Annotated in this window: 20 protein-coding genes; 13 read left to right on the top strand and 7 right to left on the bottom strand. The window is 60.4% G+C overall.

Features of this window, described 5'->3' with window-relative positions:
* Positions 1-13 precede the first annotated feature (13 nt).
* Entirely contained in the window at positions 14-1,270 is a 1,257-nt protein-coding gene (locus AC07UR_RS26900; protein WP_209789832.1) for a class II aldolase, read from the top strand.
* A gap of 132 nt (positions 1,271-1,402) precedes the next feature.
* Here the strand turns inward: AC07UR_RS26900 and AC07UR_RS26895 are convergent, their stop codons facing one another.
* Positions 1,403-2,116 carry a TetR/AcrR family transcriptional regulator gene (locus AC07UR_RS26895; RefSeq protein WP_209789831.1) on the bottom strand — a complete coding sequence of 238 codons (714 nt, stop codon included), beginning with the start codon at positions 2,114-2,116 and terminating at the stop codon, positions 1,403-1,405.
* 194 nt (positions 2,117-2,310) lie between these two features.
* Here AC07UR_RS26895 and AC07UR_RS26890 point away from each other — a divergent pair, with 194 nt between their 5' ends.
* A complete protein-coding gene (locus AC07UR_RS26890) occupies positions 2,311-2,799 on the top strand; it encodes a RidA family protein (RefSeq protein ID WP_209789830.1) in 489 nt (162 codons plus the stop codon).
* Between the two features lie 88 nt (positions 2,800-2,887).
* Here AC07UR_RS26890 and AC07UR_RS26885 read toward each other — a convergent pair whose 3' ends face one another.
* Positions 2,888-3,877, bottom strand: coding sequence for an SCO family protein (locus tag AC07UR_RS26885; RefSeq protein WP_209790265.1), 990 nt, complete (start codon positions 3,875-3,877; stop codon positions 2,888-2,890).
* Positions 3,878-3,974: 97 nt separating this feature from the next.
* Positions 3,975-6,296 (bottom strand): multicopper oxidase family protein, encoded by a 2,322-nt coding sequence (locus tag AC07UR_RS26880; protein ID WP_209789829.1) that lies wholly within the window; start codon positions 6,294-6,296, stop codon positions 3,975-3,977.
* Positions 6,297-6,573: 277 nt separating this feature from the next.
* On the opposite strand from AC07UR_RS26880, the gene AC07UR_RS26875 reads away from it, so the two are divergent.
* Genes AC07UR_RS26875 through AC07UR_RS26835 form a run of 9 tightly spaced genes read left to right on the top strand, consistent with a single transcriptional unit; the run spans position 6,574 to position 12,747 of the window.
* On the top strand, positions 6,574-7,794 hold the full coding sequence (locus AC07UR_RS26875) for a type II secretion system F family protein (protein ID WP_494700211.1): 1,221 nt from the start codon (positions 6,574-6,576) through the stop codon (positions 7,792-7,794).
* A gap of 5 nt (positions 7,795-7,799) precedes the next feature.
* Entirely contained in the window at positions 7,800-8,264 is a 465-nt protein-coding gene (gspG, locus tag AC07UR_RS26870) for a type II secretion system major pseudopilin GspG (RefSeq protein ID WP_209789827.1), read from the top strand.
* Complete coding sequence (locus tag AC07UR_RS26865; protein ID WP_209789826.1) at positions 8,233-8,709, top strand: prepilin-type N-terminal cleavage/methylation domain-containing protein; 477 nt, start codon at positions 8,233-8,235, stop codon at positions 8,707-8,709. The genes gspG and AC07UR_RS26865 overlap by 32 nt, the downstream gene beginning before the upstream one ends.
* 10 nt (positions 8,710-8,719) lie before the next feature.
* A complete protein-coding gene (locus tag AC07UR_RS26860; RefSeq protein ID WP_209789825.1) occupies positions 8,720-9,133 on the top strand; it encodes a prepilin-type N-terminal cleavage/methylation domain-containing protein in 414 nt (137 codons plus the stop codon).
* Positions 9,130-9,795 (top strand): PulJ/GspJ family protein, encoded by a 666-nt coding sequence (locus AC07UR_RS26855; RefSeq protein ID WP_209789824.1) that lies wholly within the window; start codon positions 9,130-9,132, stop codon positions 9,793-9,795. Before AC07UR_RS26860 ends, AC07UR_RS26855 begins: the two co-directional genes overlap by 4 nt.
* The gene (locus tag AC07UR_RS26850; RefSeq protein WP_173423991.1) at positions 9,782-10,663 is read left to right on the top strand and encodes a type II secretion system minor pseudopilin; all 882 of its coding nucleotides are present in this window, start codon (positions 9,782-9,784) and stop codon (positions 10,661-10,663) included. Before AC07UR_RS26855 ends, AC07UR_RS26850 begins: the two co-directional genes overlap by 14 nt.
* Before the next feature lie 16 nt (positions 10,664-10,679).
* The gene (locus tag AC07UR_RS26845; protein WP_209789823.1) at positions 10,680-11,735 is read left to right on the top strand and encodes a PilN domain-containing protein; all 1,056 of its coding nucleotides are present in this window, start codon (positions 10,680-10,682) and stop codon (positions 11,733-11,735) included.
* Positions 11,732-12,298 carry a type II secretion system protein GspM gene (gene gspM, locus AC07UR_RS26840; RefSeq protein ID WP_209789822.1) on the top strand — a complete coding sequence of 189 codons (567 nt, stop codon included), beginning with the start codon at positions 11,732-11,734 and terminating at the stop codon, positions 12,296-12,298. The genes AC07UR_RS26845 and gspM overlap by 4 nt, the downstream gene beginning before the upstream one ends.
* Positions 12,299-12,318: 20 nt before the next feature.
* The gene (locus AC07UR_RS26835) at positions 12,319-12,747 is read left to right on the top strand and encodes a hypothetical protein (RefSeq protein WP_234941750.1); all 429 of its coding nucleotides are present in this window, start codon (positions 12,319-12,321) and stop codon (positions 12,745-12,747) included.
* Here the strand turns inward: AC07UR_RS26835 and AC07UR_RS26830 are convergent, their stop codons facing one another.
* Positions 12,748-14,442, bottom strand: a complete 1,695-nt coding sequence (locus tag AC07UR_RS26830) for a GspE/PulE family protein (protein ID WP_209789820.1) — start codon at positions 14,440-14,442, stop codon at positions 12,748-12,750.
* Between the two features lie 310 nt (positions 14,443-14,752).
* On the opposite strand from AC07UR_RS26830, the gene gspD reads away from it, so the two are divergent.
* Together gspD and AC07UR_RS26820 are read left to right on the top strand one after the other, a co-directional pair.
* Positions 14,753-16,762: a type II secretion system secretin GspD gene (gene gspD / locus AC07UR_RS26825; RefSeq protein ID WP_234903178.1), complete on the top strand. Its 2,010-nt coding sequence runs from the start codon at positions 14,753-14,755 to the stop codon at positions 16,760-16,762.
* A complete protein-coding gene (locus AC07UR_RS26820) occupies positions 16,762-17,340 on the top strand; it encodes an A24 family peptidase (RefSeq protein ID WP_327795834.1) in 579 nt (192 codons plus the stop codon). Before gspD ends, AC07UR_RS26820 begins: the two co-directional genes overlap by 1 nt.
* Before the next feature lie 51 nt (positions 17,341-17,391).
* On the opposite strand, the gene AC07UR_RS26815 is transcribed toward AC07UR_RS26820, so the two are convergent.
* The 3 genes from AC07UR_RS26815 to AC07UR_RS26805 all read right to left on the bottom strand — a co-directional run bounded on the left by AC07UR_RS26815 (position 17,392) and on the right by AC07UR_RS26805 (position 21,167).
* Positions 17,392-18,357, bottom strand: a complete 966-nt coding sequence (locus AC07UR_RS26815; protein ID WP_209789819.1) for a magnesium and cobalt transport protein CorA — start codon at positions 18,355-18,357, stop codon at positions 17,392-17,394.
* Between the two features lie 72 nt (positions 18,358-18,429).
* Positions 18,430-20,328 (bottom strand): potassium transporter Kup, encoded by a 1,899-nt coding sequence (locus AC07UR_RS26810; protein WP_173423997.1) that lies wholly within the window; start codon positions 20,326-20,328, stop codon positions 18,430-18,432.
* Positions 20,329-20,522: 194 nt separating this feature from the next.
* A complete protein-coding gene (locus AC07UR_RS26805; RefSeq protein ID WP_173423998.1) occupies positions 20,523-21,167 on the bottom strand; it encodes a TetR family transcriptional regulator C-terminal domain-containing protein in 645 nt (214 codons plus the stop codon).
* Between the last annotated feature and the right edge of the window lie 192 nt (positions 21,168-21,359).

Raw genomic sequence — 21,359 nt, 5'->3', positions numbered from 1 at the left:
ATGGAAAACCATCATGAAGAGCCGCTGGAACGACATCGACGCCGACCGTTACGTGGAGGCCGCCCGGTCCGCCGGCCATAGCGAAGCGTTGGGGCTGCGCATCTATACCTCGCGCATCATCGGTGGCGATCCAGACCTCGTGCTGCACGGCGGAGGCAATACCTCGGTCAAGGTGAGAGGCGAGGACGGCAGCGCCCTTATGCATATCAAGGGCAGCGGCTGGGATCTCGACACCATCGAGGCGCCGGGTCTGCCGGCGGTACGGCTGCCGGAACTTCTGGCCGCGCGCGACGGGCCCAGGCTTTCCGACCCTGACATGGTCGCCTTGCTGCGCACCAATCTGTTGGATGCCGGCGCACCCAATCCCTCGGTGGAGGCGCTTTTGCATGCCTTCATCCCGCACGACTTCGTTGACCACACGCATGCAACCGCGATCCTCGCGCTGGCGGACCAACCCGATATGCGCGATACTGTTGTGCGCATCTACAGCGACCGGGTCGCCTACGTGCCCTATGTGATGCCGGGCTTTGACCTGTCTATCGAAGCAGATCGTATCTTTCAGGCTCACCCCGATTGCGAAGGCCTCTGGCTCGAAAACCACGGCCTGTTCACCTTCGCCGGCACGGCCCGCGCATCCTACGAACTGATGATCGAATTCGTCGATATGGCGGAACAGGAGCTTGCCCGAAAAGAAGTTGTGCTGACGGGCCCCCAGCCAAATGACCGAGTGGCTGACGCCGGTCTGACGGCGCGGCTGACCAAGGCATTGGCTGGCGCCGGCTCCCCCTTCGAACACGCGTTGTCGGTCGACTTTCGCTCGACGCCAGCCATTCGCACCTACGCGTTGCGGGGTGATCTCGAGAGTGTTTCTCGAAGAGGTACGGTAACGCCGGATCACGTCATCCGCATCAAGCCGTGGCCGATGATAATCGAACCAGAAGCGGATGCGGACGAGATCGCGGCAGCAGTTGAACGCTATCGCGCCGAATACCGCGCGTATTTTCAGCGGAATGCCGGCCGAACGCCTGATGCAAAGACCATGTTGGATGCCTATCCACGCGTCGTGGTCGTGCGCGGCGAAGGTATGTTCGCAATCGGAGGAAACGCCAAAGCCGCGCGGATCGCAGGAGACCTGTGCGAGCAGGCAACACGGGCGATCAATGCTGCAGAATCCTACGGCCGCTACACGCCGATTGGAGAAGCTGATCTGTTCGACATGGAGTACTGGGTGCTCGAGCAGGCGAAGCTGAAGGTCAATCAGGCGTCCTGACCTTTTGGGCATGAGCCCCGGAGGCAGACAACGAAAGAAAACGAAATGGCGCCGTGTCATGACGGCGCCGGATAACAACTCCGGTTGCTTCGCCTCGATCGGGCAAGCGCGCGGCGCTGCCCAGTTGCGGCATCATCCCGAACCGGAGTTTTGGCCGGGTGAGAGCCCATCAAGCAGGAAGTCGAGGCCTTTCCTGAACGTGCCGTCCCAATCGTTGTCCAACAGCAGACGAGAGCGTTCGATTGTCGGATAGTGTTCGCTAAGGCGTGTAAGGCGCTGTTGCGCGGCGACCTGATCATTGTCCGAGAGGCCGAAGCTCGCCCGGGTGATCGTGGCGCCCATCACATAATTCCACAACGACCATATCGCGACGTTCAGATCTGCGTCCGCTACACCGGCTCTCGACAGGATTTTGCCCAGCAGTTCCAGGCGATTGAGGATGTTCGGGCCGAGCGCCCGGCGCGATAGCAGTGACGCCGACCAGGGATGGCGCAGCATGCTTGCGCGCCAGTCTTGGAGCAGATGAACAACATCACTGCGCCAGTCTTCAGGCTCGTCCGCTTGCAGAGGTCCGCGATATTCAAGCACCGCATCGAGAGCCAGATCAAAGACCTCCTCCTTGTTGTCGACATGCCAGTACAGGCTCATCGCGCCCGCGCCGAGGCGATCGGCCAGCCGACGCATCTTCAATCCGTCGACCCCTTCGGCGTCCAGCAGCTCCACCGCGGTGGCCACGATCCGATCCAGAGAGAGAGGGGGGTCACCGTGTGGTTCCTGCACGGACTGGAGTGATACATTCTTCCGTTGAGACCGGTTGCTCTGCGCGCTGCTGCGTTTGGCTGCCATCCGCTTTCCCCGCTGATCAGAACGTCGTTCTAAGCCGACAATGCGACGCATGTCGATACTCACCGATTGACTCGTACGCTGTACGATGTAATTTAATCGTACAGCGTACGAGTCAATCCTTGTAACGAGCTAAAATTCAATCCTGCAGACCACGAGGGTCCATCGCTCGCGGTTCTCAAGGCCGAGAGAAAATCATGTCACGCACAATCAAGCATGTGCTTATCGGAGGGGTTATCATCATGGCCATGGCAGTTCCCACGGTGGCGCCAGCGAATGAGAAAGATCGCAAGCTGACCATCGTCAATCCACAGACACTCTACGACCCGACGCCGAACGGCTACAGCACGGCGGTGATCATGCCGCGCGAAGGCCGGGTCGCCTACATCTCCGGGCAGGGAGGCCAAGACAGCACCGGAGCCTTGTCGCCCGACTTCGCTGTTCAGGTTAAGCAGGGCTACGCGAATTTGCGCGCTGCCCTTGATGCGCTCGGCGCCCGGACAGATCGGGTTGCCAAGCTCACGGTTTTCGTGGTCGACCATGATATGTCCAAGCTTGGGGTGTTGACCGAGAGCGTCAAGGAAATGTTCGGCGAAGCGCTGCCGGCGCAGACCTTGATCCCGGTGCCCAAACTGGCGGTCGACGGCATGCTGTTCGAAGTGGAGGCCGTGGCCCTGCTTGATTAGCGCCGCAGCTCCGCGGCAACATCCGCCGCATCTCGGTGATGTGGCGGTCCGGCGTTCCCGCGCTCTGCAGCCAGAGCGGCCTTCCGGATTATTTGTGCTCGTGATGAGCCCCGCCTTGCGCTGTGTGGAGATGCTGCTCCTCGGGTTGGGCTCGCAGTTCGTTGATCTGCGCCGTCCTGGTGGCCAGATACGAGATGAGATCCGATGCGTCGCTCGCCGACAGGCCGAGATTTGGCATGCGGACACCTTTGTATTTCGCGTCGAGTTCGGCGAGGGTCGGGTCTTTCTTTGCGCGCAGTCTGGCCGGATGCATGATCATTTCCGACAACCACAGGCGATCACGCCTGTCCGTGACGCCGAGGAGATCGGGACCGATGTGATCGGTGACGCCCACGGTGTGGCAAGGCGCGCAGATCTTCTTGAACAGCACCTGCCCGGGCTCACGGCCGATCGTCAGGTCTTGCGGGTCATGGTTCGCCGCCAGGGCATCCTGAGGAACGTGACGGCTGTCCCGCCAGTCCGGATCCATGTCACGGATGGCAAGCTCCAGGTTTTCGAGGTCGGCGAAGGGTGAGTTTCTCGTCCATTCGCCCGTTTTGTCGTTGCCGAGAACGATTTCGTTGCGGTGCTGGGTCGCCACATCGCTCTTGTTGCCGAGCTTTGAGTTGATGGCACGAATGTCCTCTGGTTTCCCGGTGATGAATGTCCAGCCGGGGCCGCTGTAAAAGGCGTCGGCGAAGGTTTTCAGTTTCTCTGGCGTGTCGTTTTCAGGGTCGACGGTGATCGAGAGGACAAAAATGTTCTTGCCGATTTCGTCCCTCAGCCTGTCCACCACCTGGGCGATGCGCGCTGTCGTCAGCGGACAGAGATCGGTGCAGCTGGTGAAGATGAAGCTGATGAGGACGATCCTGTCCTTGATCAGATCGTCATAGAAGCGAACCCTTTCGCCATTCTGAGTGACGACGTCGACGTTGGGGAAATAGTCCTTTCCCCAACGCGAGCTCTTGGCCTCCGGTCCGCCTGGACTGAACAGAAGGATCGCGATTATCGCCGCGACGGCGGCCAACCATCGTTTCATATGGATCTCCAAACAGCAGGCAGGCCGGCGCGGAGCGCGCGCCAGGCTGACGCAACGAGGATAAACGTCTCTCTGGTTGGCCGGCGCGGCCAAGCCTTTACGGCGTGACCATGCCTGAGAGCTGCGCTGCCTGAACCGGCTGGCTGTCTCTCCAACCCTTGGGCGCACCTTCCGGCAGGATCTCCGGGGTCGTGAAAACGACGCCGTCCGGGGTGGGATTAGGGGTCGGGGTCACGGCAGTTTGCGGCGAGCCGGCAACTCCGGTCAGCAACTGAAGTCGCGCCAGCATTGCGAAGTCCTCATGAATGGTGTTGTGACAATGGTTGACGTAGGACCCTCCGAACTCACCAAATTGCACCTGGAAGGTGACGCTGCCGTTTTCACCGAGCCGCCAGACATCTTTTCGCTGGAAAGCCTCGGTCGCTTCGAGCTTTAGCCCTTTGCGCGAAATGGTGACGCCCTCCTCGAAGTGGAGGTGAATGGGATGATCCCAGCCGCCGCCGCCGTTCCGATAGGTCCAGTGCTCGACCTCGCCGGCCTTCGGGACCAGCAGGGAAATTCGGTTGGCATTCATGGAATGCGACGTTTCGCCATTGATACGAATGGTCCAGGGGAAATTGACGTATTCACCGCAATCGGGAACGCACCCGTCAGGCCCGCGGGAATCGCCTTCTCCTGATCTGCCGAACTCGACGACCCGCGTGCGTACTGGCGTTACGATCGGTATCTGTTCGGTCAGTTGCAGCGGAACGCGGCTGACGTCCGGGTCGGTGGCACGGTGGATGACGCCGGGCACATCGACGCTTTCGACGGCACTAACCACCCGGAATTCAAGCATCGGCCCGACGACCGGGTCCTTGGTGTCGCCCTTGATCGCCTTGACCAGGCTGAGTTCCTCCTTGGGCCCGCGCCCATCGTCATGGCGGACCTGATTGACGACCCGTATCCGGTCGCCCACCCGGAAGCCAGAAAAGTCGACGACGATATCGTACCGCTCTCCCATGCCTTGGACGGGGAGGGAGGTCAGGGTCAGGGGTGTGACAACAAGGTTCCCGTCATTGGCGATGAACTTGATCGGCACGGGATTGCCCTTGGCATCCGCCAGCGCAAGCTTCAGGAAACGCGACATGCAGGCGTTGAGGACGCGGAATCGATACTTTCGCGGCAGGACTTCGAAGAATGGCGCATAGCCGAAATTGACCAGCGGCACGTCGCCGACCATTCCGTCCGTATCGAAAATATCGAAGAAGAGTTGGCCCGAAGCGTCGCATACACAATCGGAAAAGACCAGGTTGACGTCGAAGTCGATATTCCCCCAACCCAGAAGCTTGCCGCTGGGCAGCCGGAGATTGACGCCGTCTGCAAGCTCTTCGTTGCCTCGGTCAGGGCCGCTGTAATAGTTGATCGCACCCAGATTGCCCTTGTAGACGTTTTCCGCCGTGAAGAAGAAACGGTGGTCGTGCGCCCACAACGATCCCTGCAGTTCGCGGAAGTCTCCCGGCACGTTGACGAGGCCGGTGCTGTCGTCCGGGCCTGACGCCCGCCGATCGGTGGCCTGGGTGTTGATCTTGTCGCGTCGGGCAAGCGTGGTGCTCCAGCGGTAATCGTAGAACGTGCCTGGGAAGTGGTGCACATTCGCCGCGCCGTCGCTTTCCGCGCCATTGTGTGCATTGTGGAAGTGAAGCTGGGTCTCGTTGCGGCCGAAGCCGTTGTTCTGTGCCCGGTTGGCGGGTAGGTCATTGTAGATCCGCGTGATGATGGGTTCGCCGTAGCGACCCTTGATCAGGAACGGAGGCAGATTGCATTCGCCGGTCCTGCCGCCACCATAACACCAGACGCTGTCTGGCTGCTGCAGCGGGAAGTGGTCGTGGAAGTATCCACCCCCGCCTTGCGCAATTTGTCCGAGCCTCATGATGTAACCCACTTTGGGGAAGTACTCGTCCCAGCGCTGATGCGCGAAGATCTCTCCCGGAGGGCGCCCTTCGATCGGACCACGGTAGGTCCGCGGATTGATGAATTGCCTGTTTGTCGGATCGGCCGAAAAGTCGGTGTGATAGGACAGTCGCTTCGCCGGCCGTTCAGCCAGATGCGCTGGAAACGCCGCATGCCCCTGCGACGTGCGCGTCATCGGCACGGGGTTGAGCAGGTGCAGACGATACATGGGTTGTGAGAACTTCTTGACGCCGAAAAGCGGTGTGCGCGGCGCCCCGGTGGGTACCGCCGCATAGGCGCTCTTCGCAAAGGGACTGAGCCCGTTTTTCATCGCGAGCATTCCGCTCGCGGTGAAGATGCCCCATCGCAACAGTTCGCGACGTGTCACCTGTTCCTGGTTGATTGCTCTTGCAATCTCGGCACGGTTTTCCCGTGCGAGCTGCGCTTCTCTTTGTCGCGCCCGCGACGCATCGTTGGAGATGTACATTTAATCCGCCCCTATAAAATGTAGCCCATGGTCCTCCGATTTGGATTTCAACAAAATAATACGCCCCGACACTTGTGATCACAATGATTAGAGCAGACTTTAGTCTTATGAATATTCCGACTTAGATCGAACGATTTGTTCCAGTCTGCCGGTTTTCCAATGTTTCTCTGTTGAGGATATCCGACATTCTCTTATAATTACCTTGGGCTTAGTATTCGATCCGGCCTTATCGCCAAGGTTGAGTCTTTGTCGGCATACAGAACTCCGATGGTGGTGAATGGTTATGCCGAGCTTTCGGTATCGGGCTATCGACCAGTCCGGACACGTACTAGAGGGCTATCTGGACGCGGCTTCAAGCAGCATGATGATGACTGAGTTGGAGCGCAGATCGCTTCTGCCGATCGACATAGAAGAGGTGAACCGATCCACCTCCGCACGGCACGCCCCTATCCTCACGGGCAGTGGGCCTTCATACGAAGATGTAACGGCGCTGACCGAGGATCTTGCGGCCCTGCTTTCCGGCAGCGTTGCCTTGGATCGGGCTCTTCAGATCATCTATCAATCGACCAAACGCCGGGCGCTTTCCGGCATCGTCTATTCGATGTGGGAAGTGATATCGAAAGGGCACAGTCTTGGCGAGGCGATTGCCGCTTACCCCAAGGCCTTCCCGAGAACCTACGTCAAAATGGTGGAGGTCGCGGAAGTCGCCGGCAATCTCGACGCAACCCTGCAGGTGATTGCTCAGGATCGGCGGCGTCAGAGTGAACTCAACCGTCGGCTGGCCGCAGCACTTGCCTATCCCTGCCTTCTGCTGCTTGCCGCGATCGGCGTGTTCTTCTTTGTGCTCATCGTCGTGGTTCCACAGTTCGATCAAGCTCTTGTCGAAACGGGCAACGCGTCGCGCGGATCGGAACCTTTGGTGTTCACGCTGTCACGCATTGCCGTCGGACACAGGACATTTTTGGCGTTCGCAGGAGTGGCTCTGGCCGGCGCCGGCATCATAGGAGCCCGCAGCGACAAGGTAAAAGCGGCTTTGATCTCCCTGCTTCGCCACATCCCTGGGTTCGACACCCTGCTCATGCAGCAGCGCGCCGTCGTCTTCTGTTCGACGCTTGCGATGCTGAGCAAAAGTGGCGTCGACCTTCCGACTGCACTCCGGCTTATCCGAGATCTCATGCGGGATACAAGCTCCGCCAACCTCGTAGCGGGAGTTCTCGCTGACGTCCGCGACGGGAGCCGCCTTACCGATGCGCTCACGCGCACTGACTTTCTGCCTGCCTACGGCCTGCAGATGATGCGCGTCGGCGAAACAATCGGAGAGGCCGACAAGGCGGCATGGCGGGTCGCAACCTACTATGAAACGAAACTCGACCGATCGATCGCGCGCGCCACCGCGATAGCGGGTCCGATCGTGCTGTTGGCAATCAGCGCCTTCATCGCCTGGATCATCGTCTCGGTGATCACCGCCTTGCTCAGTCTGAACGAATTGCTGCTGTGACCCCCATGAAAACACTCCGTCGCACGACCCCACCCAAACTTAACGCCTGCCGACAGAGGCACGACGAGGGAGAAGGCGGATTTACGCTGCTCGAGTTGCTGGTTGTTCTGATCATCCTCAGCCTCGTCGCCGGCATCGCCGCGCCGCGGGTGCTCGGATATCTCTCCGAAGCGCGTGTCCGCGCGGCAAAGCTCCAGATCGAGGCTCTCACCTCGGCGTTCGATCTCTTCTATCTCGACGTGGCGCGCTACCCGACCGAACGGGAGGGCCTGGATGCGCTGGTGGACGGTGCTTCGATCAAGCGCTGGAAAGGTCCCTACATCCAGCAGGCATCCGTGCCGCTCGATCCGTGGGGTAACCCGTATCAATATCGGATCAGTGACAAGGGGAGGCCGCAGATCATCTCTTATGGCGCCGACGGCGTCGAGGGGGGCGCCGATGGTGCGGCCGACATCGCCATTCAGCAATGACGCGGCATACGACAGCGGATTTGCGTTGCTCGAGATCCTGGCTGCGCTCGTCATCGTGGCGCTTGTAGCGGCAATGTCGTTTCCATTCCTGACGCGGGCGAGCCGCGCCATCGGCCTGAAGGTACGCACAGCCGAGATCGCCGCACTTTTGCGGCACGGCAGGAACACGGCGATGGAACAGGGACGACCGATCCTGTGTTCCGTCGACCCGCAACGCAGGACGGTTTCCTCAGGGGCTTCGGGTCGACAGGTGGTTTTGCCCGAAGGCACGACGATGAGGATCGTGAGTTCCGGCCGTCTGCGATCGGCCGATCGTCTTGGGTTTGTCTTTCTGGAGGATGGGCGCGCGCTCGGCGGCGTATTGAGCATTACGGGGAGCAACTTGACTTATCACATAACGGTCAACCCGCTGACGTCAGGCGTCATGCTGTCGGAGGTTGACTGAGGATGCCTCGATGATCCCGCTCGTTGTCCAACCCAATAGACCCGAAGACGAGCGCCGTTCCGACGCGGGGTTCACCCTGTTGGAGGTTCTGGTTGCCGTCGCAATCCTTGCGGCCGTGGTCTCGGTCGTTCCTCGCAGTCTTGTATCCGCCCGGACGTCGATCGGCCACTCCCGTGCCTGGCTGGAGGCGAGACTGGTCGCCGAAGAAGTTTTGGCGGGGGAGCTACGAAGCGGTCGCATGCGGCCGGGAGCTTTTTCCGGCGTGGTGCGGGGACACCGATGGCGCGTGGTTGTCGCGCCAGCCGCGGTCGCCGACGCGCCGCCGAGCAACGGTCGCGTGCTGCTTGAAGCAAGGCTTAACGTCGAGATCTCCGCGTCGCGCGTCCTAGCTGTTGACCGTCTTTTGGTCGGAGGCGGCCAATGAACAGTGTCCGCGCACCGAAAGACGAAGGCTTCGCACTCCTTGAGGCGCTGGTCGTGCTGATGCTAACCGCGCTGGTCCTGCACGCACTCATGCTCACGGTTTCGCTCGTGACACGGTCGTCCGCCGCCGCTTCGCAAGGTGCAGCCACGCTTGAAGAGCTTGCGACCGGCCTTGCCGCAATGCGAAGGGATTTTGCGCAGATCGCTGCAGTCAAGACGGGAACGGAAGCGAATGCGCCGCTCCTGTTCTACGGCAGCGGCGATGCGCTCGGGTTCGCCACGCGAACCGATCCGCAACTTGAGCCGGATCAGTTGGTGTGGATTGCGGTGAGGTCCAGGCCGCCAGCACTCTTGAGGTCGTCGGCGATACGCGTTCCCGGGCAGGTGACCTTCGAACGAGCCCGAGCATCCGCACCGATCGCGATATTCGAAGGGGCGTGGCGTTGGCGCTTTTCCTTCGCCGAAACGACTGAGCGCGGAACCATCTGGACTGGATCCTGGATTGCGCAGCCGAAGCTCCCCGACATTGTTCGGTTGGAGATCTGGGACAGGTCTGACGAACGGCGGCAACCGCTGACGCTGATGATGTCGCCGCACGTCGACTCGCCTTCGGCCTGTCGCGACGGAGAATCGTGCGCGGGAGGCGGCAATGCGGCGCGATGACGGATTTGCCACGCTCGCCGTTCTTGTTGTCAGCGGTCTGCTCGCAGCGATCGTGTCGATGCTGGTGCTGTTGTCGAGGCCGGCGCTTGTGTTGACGAAGCTCGGCGCCGACGACCTCGTGATGGAGAACCTTATGGAGAGCGGCGTTGCAGCCGCCGGGTATCTTCTCTTCCTTGCGGATGTCGACGCCGCATCGGTGGACGGCAGGACAATTCGCCTGCCGAGCGGTAGCGTCATCCTGCATGTTTCGGCGGAGGCCGGACGGGTCGATCTCAATGCGTCACCACGCGAATTGCTGGAGGGTGTATTCAAGGCGGCAGGAGGGCAGTCGCTTTCACCCAGGTCGTTCGCCGCCCGGGTCGTCGACTGGCGTGACGAGGACGATGAAAGAACGACGGGCGGCGCCGAGCGGACGGACTATCTGGCAAGCGATGCAATCGGTCTCCCGGCCAATGTCGCGTTCCAGTCCGTAAACGAGTTGCGCTTCGTTCGTGGTTTGAGCGAAGCCGACTATGTGCGTCTTCAACCGTTTGTCACGGTCTACAACCGCACGGGCCTGCTCTATCCAGCTGCAACCTCACGCCGTGTCTTGATGGCGATACCCGAGATGAGCAATGCGGATGCCTCCGCCTTGAGATCTGTTGAAGCGCCTGGTGCAGAAGGTGAAGATGGCGAACTGCGAGAGCTGTCGCAGCGGTACGACAGCTTCGTCACGCTGGAGGCACCAAAAGTGTATCGGCTCGACGTCGTGGTTCGCAGCGAAAGTGGCAGAACAAGTGCTGCTCACGTCATCATAGCGGATGCCGAAGACGAAGCGAAAGGCTATGCTGTGTACGACTGGGCGCCTGCTGGTCGGGGGGCCCGTTGATGGCGGGGCGGAATGGATGAGTGCTCTTGGCGCATACTTCAAGCGCGCGATGGCGGTACTTCTCGACGAGATGACGTCGTGGCAGGCGACGATGGGTATCCCGCGCACAGCGCGCGGAACATTTCTTCTTGTCGATGAAGGGACGAAGCTTGCCTGCTATCGCGTCGGCCGCTCCCGACCCGCGCACAAGGCAGATGGCACGCGCGCCGACTTGCGCGACGGGTGGCTGAACAAGATAGTCGGCACACGCCCGGTTGAGCTGCGTCTGGCGGGTGACGGAGTTGTGGTGCGTTCCTTGCGGCTGCCCGCGGCCAGCCGTGGCCACATCGAGGCAATCATCCGCCATCAGGTCGAGCAGATCATGCCGTGGCCGTCAGAGAAGATGGTGTACGACTACGACATCCAGGAGAGCGAGGCCGCCCGGTTTTCAGGCCAGTTCGACGTGCGGCTTGTCGCGACGTCGCTGACCGCGGTGCGCAGCGCAATCGAGCCCTTCCAGTCCGTCGGCATTACCCCCGTCGTTGTGGGGCTTGCGTCGGACCCGTCGGATCGCCCAAGCGCGATCAATCTTTTGCCGGGCGCCAAGGCGGCCGTGCGCGCGAGGCGACGGCACAACGCCCTGGTTTGCCTTAGCCTGCTCGCAGCCGCCGGTGTGGCCCTGCTGGCCTGCGCTGGCTGGAGCGTCAATCACGCTGTCGCCGAAACGGCCCGTATCGAGGCGTCTCTTGCAAGCCTCCGTGGCGCCGTCGAGACGGCTCGCAAGGAGGCGGAAGCGACGAACGATCCCGGGCTCGACGTGGCGCGTAAATGGGACGCCGTTCCCATGGTCTTGCTGCTGGAAGAGCTCTCCAGCCGCGTTCCGGACACCACTTACCTTACCGCTCTCGACGTGGAGGACCGTAATGTCCGCGTTACAGGGCTTTCCACAAACGCTGCCGATTTGATCAGCCTGCTCGAAGGTTCGGATATGTTGGAGGGCGCCGGTTTTTCCGCGCCGATCGTTCGCGACAACGACAGCAAACTGGAGCGGTTCGAGATCCTGGCGCATCTCTCGGAAAAGGGCCGGCCATGAGCGCATCAAGCGCCAGCGCGCGACGTGTCACGGCAGCAACGGTTGCTGCGCTTTCCTGTCTGGTGGTGCTGCCGGTCCTGACGGCTGCGTGGAGTGCGACTGTCGTGTCTCGTCTTGGCGAGCAGAGCAGGAACGACACGGCCCTGGCCGAAGCACTCAAATCCAGGCTATCTGCGCTTGGCGGCGGCGCGGGAAGCGAAGGCGACAGCGCGAGCGCACGCGTCTATTTGCAGGGAAACACGCCCGCGATCGCCGGCGCCGAGCTTCAGAGGCTCGTCACGGATATCATCGGCCAGAACGGTGCTGTGGTCTCGCAGTTCGAATTCGTCGCGTCCGAAGAGGACGACCCGGCCGGCGGCACCGTCGAAATGCGGATTCTATTTCACAGCACCATCGAACCTCTTCAGAAGATACTGTTCGCCACCGAGACCAATCCGACAGCGCTTGTCTTCAAATCCATCAATATCGAGAGCCTGGCGTCCGACGAAGAGGTGCTCCATGCATCGCCGACATTGCGCGTTTTGGCGCTCGTCGAAGGCTATTGGCGGAGGGCTGAACGATGACGCGCCTTCCGGGTTCGCGCTTGTCGGTCATCGCCGTCGCCTTGCTTCTAGCAGGCACGGCGTCGTCCCAATCCCCATCATCCGACGAGGATCCCTGGCTTCGAGGTGTGAGCCTCGACAGGCTGGAGGCAACGCGATTGCGTCCATTGTTCACCCCGGCGCGGCAGCCTTCCACCGTCTCCGAGACGGTGGACACGCCAGCGCCGGTTGCAGCCACGAACGTTGAGATCGTGCCGGACGCCCCGCCAGAGCTCAAGCTCGTCGGCATCATATCGACAGCAGACAGTCAGCAAGCCCTTCTGCAGGATGCCGCAAGTGGCCAGATTCATCGCCTCAAGGACGGCGAGAAATTTCAGAACTGGAACCTCTCGATTGTCGACAGCCGCACCGTCGCCTTCGAGCAGAGCGGGCGTAGCCGGGACTACAAGATGTTTCTGCCCCTTCAATGATCAGACCGTCACGCGCAGAACCTCTTCGATCGAGGTGACGCCACGCCGGTATTTCGAGAGCCCATCTTCCAGCATGGTTGTCATGCCTGCCTGGACGGCGACGGTCTGAATCTTCTGGGGATCGGCATCCTTGCGGATCAAAGCGGTAATCTCGCTGTCGACGGGCAGGACCTCAAATATTCCAACGCGTCCGCGATAGCCGCTGTCGCCGCAATAGGAGCAACCGACCGCGCGAAAGCATGTGTCACCGGGGCGTTTGATAAAGCGCTGGCGCGCCGCAGATGTCGACGCGGCGGGCGCCATGTCCTCGATCGGCGCCTTGCAACGCTCGCACAATTTTCTGACCAGGCGCTGAGCAATGACGCAACGCAGTGCGGATGCCAGAAGGAATGTTTCGACGCCCAGATCCATCAACCTTATGATGGCGTCTGCCGCGCTATTGGTGTGCAGGGTCGTTAGAACCAGATGGCCAGTCAATGCTGCCTGAAGACTGATCGAGGCGGTTTCGCTGTCGCGCATCTCACCCACCATCATGACGTCGGGGTCCTGACGAAGGAACGATCGCATCGCATTGGCAAATGTCAGGTTTATCGATGGCTTGACCTGAGTTTGGCTGACCCCCGCCATCTGATACTCGATCGGATCTTCGATGGTCATGATCTTGCGTTCGGGGCTGTTCAGAGTGGACAATGCAGCGGTCAGGGTGGTCGTCTTGCCGCAGCCGGTCGGGCCGGCCACGACAACGAGGCCATGAGGCTCGGCCAGTTGCGTATGAAGAACGGAGTAATCACGCGACGACATGCCCAGGCGAGAAAGATCAAGGGCTTCGGCGCCTTTGACGAGGATGCGCACGACCAGCGCTTCTCCGTGCAACGTCGGCATTGTCGCCACCCGGAAGTCAGCGCGCGTCGAGTTGATCAGGATACGCGCGCGCCCGTCCTGCGGCAGCCGGCGTTCGGCAATATTCAAGCCTGCCAGGATCTTGATACGCGAGATGACGCCGCGCGCAATCTCGTTTGAAAGCGGCTGCATCGTGCGCAGCATCCCATCGACGCGCATCCTCAGCCTTACGCCGTCAGGTTGAGGTTCGATGTGAAGGTCCGTCGCCGACAGACTGAGCGCTGTTTCGAGCAATTGATCCACGGCCCGAACGATCGGCGCGCCGCTGGCGATATCGTGGAGGCGATCGAGATCCTCCTCGTTCCGATCGCCAGCAACAGGCGACGTCGAGCGCTCTGTGCTTGCGTCCTTGGCCGGTTCCCTCGAAAGCATGCGCTCGAAGAGCATCGCCATTTCCTCGAACGTCGCGATCCGCAACTCCACCTGACGGCCAAGTGCCGCCAAGGCAGCGTCGATCGCGTCGTTTCGACTGGGATCGGCAACGACGAGCAAACGAGCCTCACCTTCGAGCGCCGGCATCGCCCATGCGGCACGAAGGAACCGCGCCGACAAATCTTCAGTCAATTCCGGACGAAATTCGACGCGGTTGAATGCGGCGCGATTGAGGTTGTGAAAATCGGCAATCGCATCAGCGAGCAGCTCCCCGGACAACAGCCCGGTCTCCCAAAGGACGGTGTAGTTCGAGGGCGCTTCCACAAGAAGCCGTTCCAGGGACAGCCTCTCTGCCGGGCCGACCAGGTCCTCTTTCGTCAATAGATAGCGAATGAAATGCGTTACAATCGTTGCCGTATTCATCCGTCCCGCCGCAGTACACTACAGCAAAGCCCCACTCACTCGACCGCCACTTTGACGGCTTGTCGACATCGAAGGCAGATACATGCCGGCCCCTGGGATCTTAAGCGGTTATCCCCAAGAACCGCGATACCAGAAGTGGATTAGCTGCCGATAATAATAGTGATCCGTTACAGAAATGCTAGGCTTCGACATGAGTGAGGCAAGAATCAGTCGTGACAACATGAGCACTAGCGGGACAGTCCTTCGGACGGCTTTGTTTTTCGGCATCTGTCTGCTTTCCCCCGGCTGCCTCGCTCCTGAAGAAGGCCGATTGGGGAACGACGTCGACTCGATCCTGGGTTCGGTGACAAGCGCGGACCTGCAGGCGCGCTCACTCAGAAATGGCAGCAATTCTACGCTCGGCTACTCGTCTGCGGGATCGGCTGGTGCCCGCCAGCCAGCGATATACTCGTCCACGCGCCTCGGCGTTGTCGCCGCTCCAGCCGGAGCGGATGGTGCGGCCGGCGATAGCGTCAATCTGAATTTCCAGGGGGCTGAGCTCCGCGACGTCGTGCAAGCCATCCTCGGCGAGACGCTTGGTCTGACCTATACGATCGACCCGAAGGTAACCGGGACGGTGACACTGTCGACCGCTCGGCCGGTCCCTCGTGACGATCTCGTGTCCATTCTTGAATCGATGCTCGAAATGAATGGTGCCGATCTCGTCAAGCGCGGCAATGCCTTTCAGATCGTCGAGGCCGGATCTTCGATCGCTGGTCAGGTCAGCACGAAAGGTCGCCCGACCGGCTTCGGCATCACGGTCGTACCGCTGAGATATGTGTCGGCGCAGGCGCTTTCGCGGCTCGTCGACGGTTTTGGTGCGCGTCCAGGGACGCTGCGGATTGACACCACGCGCAACGCTATCCTGATCGCCGGCAGCGGGCCCGACCGCGAAGCGGCGCTGGAGACGGTCACGGCATTCGACGTCGACTGGATGAGGGATCAGTCGGTGGCGGTCCTGCCGCTACAGCACGCACGCCCCGAAGCCGTCATTCCCGAACTCGAGCGCATTTTCGCCAGCAAGGGCAGCAATGGCGACAGCGTCATACAGTTCATGTCGATGCCGAGATTGCGTGCCGTTCTCGCGGTCTCACAGAACAAGGCACTCACGGAACGCGCGCTCACCTGGGTCCGTCGTCTCGACCGAGAGAACCCAGACCTCGGACAAAGCGTTCATGTCTATCGCGTCAAATATCGTGATGCGACGAAGATCGCAGAACTTCTGCAGCGTCTGTTTGCAGCCAACGAAGAGACGGAAACCGCCGACCAACAGGCCGCCCCCGATGAAGCGGCCGCACAGGAGCCGGCAGCCAGCGACGAGGACGTCGTCGACATCGACCCGGCGCGCTTCGGCGGTTCGTTGCAGCCAGAGCTCGGCGCCGAGCCGGTTCGCATCCGCTCGGATCCATCCAACAACTCGATCGTGATCTACGGCGACCTCGAGATGCGCAAGCGCGTACTTGCCGCTCTGACACGGATCGACGTTCCCCAACTCCAGGTCGCCATCAGTGTGACGATGGCGGAGGTTCGGCTCACCGACGAACTGCGCTTCGGCGTCCAGTATTTCGTGAAGAGCAAATCGGTTGGTCTGGGCACCGACGAGGGATCGTTCGGTCTCTTCAAAACGCTTGCCGACAACATTGCCCGTGAGGTGCCCGGCTTCAATTTCGTCCTGGGGGCGAACAGCAGTCCGGATGTGATCATCAGCGCGCTCGATAAGATCACGGATGTGCAGATTCTATCGTCGCCGTCGCTTGTAGTGCTTGAAAACGAGGTGGCACGTTTCCAGGTGGGCGATCAGATCCCGATCATCACGCGTACCGTCGTGCCGGTCGAAACCGCCGACGCCCCGGTCAGCAACCAGGTCGAGTACCGGGACACGGGCATCATCATGAACGTGCGCCCGAGGATCGCCGAAAACGGCGTGGTGGCGATGCGGATCGACCAGGAAATATCGAACGCCGCTTCGGGCGACAACAGCCTGACGCCGGTCATCTCCAACAGAAGCATTTCGAGCTCGGTATCGGTTCTTGACGGACAGACGGTGCTACTCGGCGGCTTGATCAGCGAAACGCAGGAGCGCGGCAAGGATGGTATTCCCTTCCTCAGTCGCCTGAAGCATGTCGGCAGCCTGTTCGGCAGCAAGAACCGGTCGAACGCGCGGACCGAGCTGCTGATCATGATCAGGCCGATGGTCATCCGCGATTCACGCGATGCACAGAGCGTTGCAGAGGAATTGCAGGCGCGGATGTGGGGCATGGGTTCGCGGGCGTTGAAGTAGTGCAGCTGTCCAAACGCATCGACCCGGATCTGCTTCCTGTCTTTGCCGCGACCATGGCTGCCCTCGTGATTGGTCTCGCGACCCTGCAGTGCGCGCGAACATTGTTGTTGATGTTGCTTGCTGCCTGCGTGACACGCATCGCCCTTCAGGATTGGCGAAGCCTTAGGGTTTCCAATTTTATGAATGGCACGGTCGCCGCCATCGGTATCGCGGCATGGCTCGCCGGCATCGATCCCGCGCGAGTTGACGCGTCGCGCACTTTTCTCGAGATCGCACGCGATGTGACATTGACTGGCGGCGCGCTCCTATTGGTACGAGCGCTTTACTTCAGGCTTCGTGGCATTGAGGGACTCGGGCTGGGTGACATCAAGCTCGGCGCTGCCGCCGGTATTTGGATCGGTTGGGAAAATTTCGCATTGGCTGTCTTTGGCGCAGCGTTGGGCGCCCTGTTGTTCGTGTTGGTTTCGACGATGAAGCACGGGCATTGGCCGGCAGGACGCCGCATACCCTTCGCCTCGTTTTTAGCCCCGGCAGTTTGGGGCACATGGTACCTAGCACAGCAACTTGTTGCCAGTTGAACATATTGAAGAGCAGCGTGGCGGCACATCGCACCGCCCGATCTCAACATCCTAGAGCCAGCCGGACTTCTTGAAGCGCCAATAGAGGATGGCGCAGAGAGTGGCGATGACGCCGAGAACGGCAAAATAGCCATAGCGCGTCCCAAGTTCGGGCATGTGTTCGAAGTTCATCCCATAGATACCAGCAATCGCAGTCGGCACAGCGAGGATCGCCGCCCATGCCGCAAGCTGTCTTGTGATTGTGCCCTGGCGTTGTTGCTCGAGCAGGTTCGAGGCTTCGAAGACGGAGGTCATTATTTCGCGAAGGCCGCTGACCAGCCCCTCCACACGCTTGATATGGTCATGGACGTCCTTGAAGAACGGCTTTGCATTGTCGTCGATGCAGGGCAGGTCGAGGTGGCTCAGCTTTCCCACCACTTCGCCCATCGGACCGAGCACGCGCTGGAACCGGATGACGTGACGGCGCATACGGAAGACGCGCCTGATCTGCTCGGGCTGCAGGAAGGACATGAGGACGTGCTTCTCAAGCTCGAGTATTTTGTCCTCAAGGGTCTCAACCATAGGCAGGTAGCCGTCGACAACGAAATCGATGATGCCGTGGAGCACATAGTCGGGTCCGTGCTCAAGGAGCTGCGGCGACTGCTCGAGTTGCTGGCGCAGTTCCTGGTGAGAACGGGCAGATCCATGGCGGACAGAGATCAGATGGCGCTTCCCCACGAAGATGCAGGTTTCCCCGTAGGCTATTTTCTCACCTTCGAGGTGGGCCGTCTTGATGACGACGAAGAGTTGATTGCCGTAGATGTCGACCTTGGGCACCTGCATGCCGTTGAGAGCGTCCTCCACCGCGAGAGGATGAAGGCCGAACATTGCCTGGAGATTGGCCATCTCGTCCGCGGTGGGATCGGTCACCCCGATCCAGATGAACTCACAGTCCCGGGCGTCGACGGGCGTCGCGACAAGCGGCACCTCGTCTGCACGTTTGCCGGCTCGATACAAATAGGAGGCGACGACTGTCATTTAGATTTTCCGAAGATGGTTCGATCGCGTGTCGTATGACGCGGCGGACAAAGTTCCGCCGTGGGCCGAGGATCAAATCGTGACCTGTTCGCCGATCTCGACGACCCGGTTGGCGGGAAGCTTGAAATACGACGACGGATCGATACCGAGCCCCGCGAGCGCGATATAGAGATGATCCTGCCAACGGGGCAGACCCGAGTTCGGATCGCTGATGAGCGTCCTGCGGCCGAGATAGAACGAGGTCTGCATGATCTCGAACTTGAATCCTGCCTTCTTGCAAAGCGAGAGCGCCTTGGAAACGTTGGGTTCGTCCATGAAGCCGAAGCAGAGTTCCAGCCTTGCAAACCTGTCCGAAAGTTTTGTCAGCGTCACCCGGTCTTCCTGCGCAACGTAAGGATGTTCGGACGTGCGGACAGTCAGGATGACATTGTGCTCGTGAAGGACGTGATTGTGTTTGATGTTGTGCAGAAGGACTGCCGGCGTTTTGTCGCCTACGCTCGTCAAGAAGATCGCCGTCCCACGGACCGTCTGGGGGGCATGTGTCGATTTCTCTATGGAACGGATGAACGTCTCCAGCGGTATATCGTGGCGCGCCGTCTTTTCACGAAGCATTCTGGATCCACGGGTCCAAGTCCACATGATGAGCATGATGGCAAGTGCCAGCGCCACCGGTACCCAACCGCCGTCATGGATCTTGAGCAGGTTGGCGACCAGGAAAACGCTCTCGATGACCAGCAGCGGCAAAAGCAGCATCCCCGCCACAAGCGTGGAGTATCCCCAGACGGAGCGCAGAAACTGGAAAGCCATAACCGTTGTCACGACCATCGCGCCGGTGACCGAGATGCCATAGGCGGTGGCTAGCGATTCCGAATCTCCGAAGGAGAAGATCAGCACGATCACGCCGACAAACAGCATGACGTTCACGGCGGGCACGTAGATTTGCCCGGTATTGGTCTCGGAGGTGAACTTGATCAGCAGGCGCGGCAGGAAGCCCAGATGGACCGCCTGTCGTGCGAGCGAGAACGCGCCCGTGATGACGGCCTGGCTGGCGATGATGGTTGCCATGGTGGCGAGAATCACCATCGGCAAAAGGGCCCAGTCCGGATAGAGCAGGAAGAATGGGTTTGCCATCGCCTCAGGATGGCTAAGCACCAGCGCGCCCTGGCCGAGGTAGTTGAGCGCCAATGCGGGGAATACGAGTGAGAACCACGCCGTGCTGATCGGCTTGCGCCCGAAGTGTCCGAGGTCGGCATAGAGCGCCTCTGCCCCCGTCACCGTCAGGAAGACAGCGCCGAGCACGATCAGGCCCGCCCAGCCCGCATGGGTGATGAACCAGAGGGCGTTGATCGGATTGAGCGCTTCGAGGATTGTCCAGTCGTCGCCAATGTGGATCAGGCCGCCCCATGCCATGGCGAGAAACCACACGACCGTGATGGGCCCGAAGAATTTTGCGACCGCCTGGGTGCCCTTCGACTGGACGGCGAAAAGCGCGACCATGATGGCGGCGGACAGCGGCAGCACGTAGCCGGAGAAGGCGGGAGTGACCAGCTTCATGCCTTCGAGCGCCGACATGACGGACAGGGCAGGGGTGATCATGGCGTCGCCGATGAACAGGGCCGCCCCGATTAGTCCCGCGAAGAAGAGAACGGGCATGAAGCTGCCCGTCTTCTTCATCAGGAGGGCGAGAAGCGATAGCGTTCCGCCTTCGCCGTCGTTGTCGGCGCGCAACAAGAAGAGCACGTATTTGAACGTGACGATGATCGTCAGCGTCCAGACCATCAGGGAAATAAGCCCAATCACCTCGTTGTGATGCACACCGTCGGCTGAGAAAGGACGCAGCGCCTCGCGAAACGCGTAGAGCGGGCTCGTTCCGATATCGCCGTAGACGACACCGACGCAGCCAAGGAGGAGGACAAGAAAGTCACGCTTCTCCGAGTGGGGTTCGGAACCTACGTTACGCAAGGCAGTCATGGGGTCTCCGGCAACTCGGCGGCTGTGTCGTGGAGGGAGTATATGGTGCAATGCGCAAATGCTGGCAATCAGTGTTGTGCGCTCTAGCAACAACAGATGATATCTTCGCTATTACAGAGCAAGGACGGCACCTCGCCGGACCTATTGGAGACGATCGCAGCACCCATGGCGCGCCGGCTGATCAAAAGCTATGTTTATGAACCTTGCATGGGTGCCGGAAGAATGCCCTTCAGGATCGTCTCGGTAATCGTTATCGCCGCCGTCTCGTAATCCTCCGCCTTCAGGCGTGCCTTCTTCAGGCCGTCGGCGGCGATCGGCTCGAAATCCGCATAGTATTGCGTCGATGCCCAGAGCATGATGAACAGGTGGCGTGGATCGACTGGCAGCATCTTTCCAGCCGCAATCCATCCCTCCACGACGGCCACATGCGCATCCGTGACCTGGCGCATATGATCGCGATCCTTCTTCTTTAGAAACCGTGCGCCCTGGATGATCTCGCTGGCAAAGAGCCGGGATTCCGCGGTGTTTTTGCGCGTGTAGTCGAGCTTGGCCCTAATATAGAGACGGAAGGCCTCGGCCGGCTCGCGCTCGGGCGAGATGTATTTCAGCGCGTCGTCCCAGCTGGCGATAAGGTGCGCGACGATGGCCCTATAGATCTCCTCTTTGGAGGAGAAATAATAATAGACGTTGGCCTTGGGCAGGCCCGAGGCTTCGGCGATTTCGGCGATGCGCGTACCGTCGAAACCCTTGCGCGCGAATATCTCGATCCCGGCCTTGATGATGAGGCGCATGTTGCGCTCGCGGATGCGTTCCTCCGGATCTCGTGCTGCCTTTGCCATGCGATCTCGCCTCCATCTCGCCGCCGCTTCCTACCAGACAATCATGCGTGGCGGCGAGGCCGTTTGCGCAATTTCCGAGTTTTCCGGCGAAATGCAAGCGCATCGCCATTTGCAAAAAAATCCTGACGGTATGGTCAAAAAAACCTGACGCTCCGGTCATTTTTCATCCTCATTAAAGTTGACACTTTGGTC

The sequence above is a fragment of the Ensifer sp. GW821-FHT05G01 genome (genome assembly GCF_059419585.1).
This window is presented reverse-complemented; position numbering and strand designations above follow the sequence as displayed.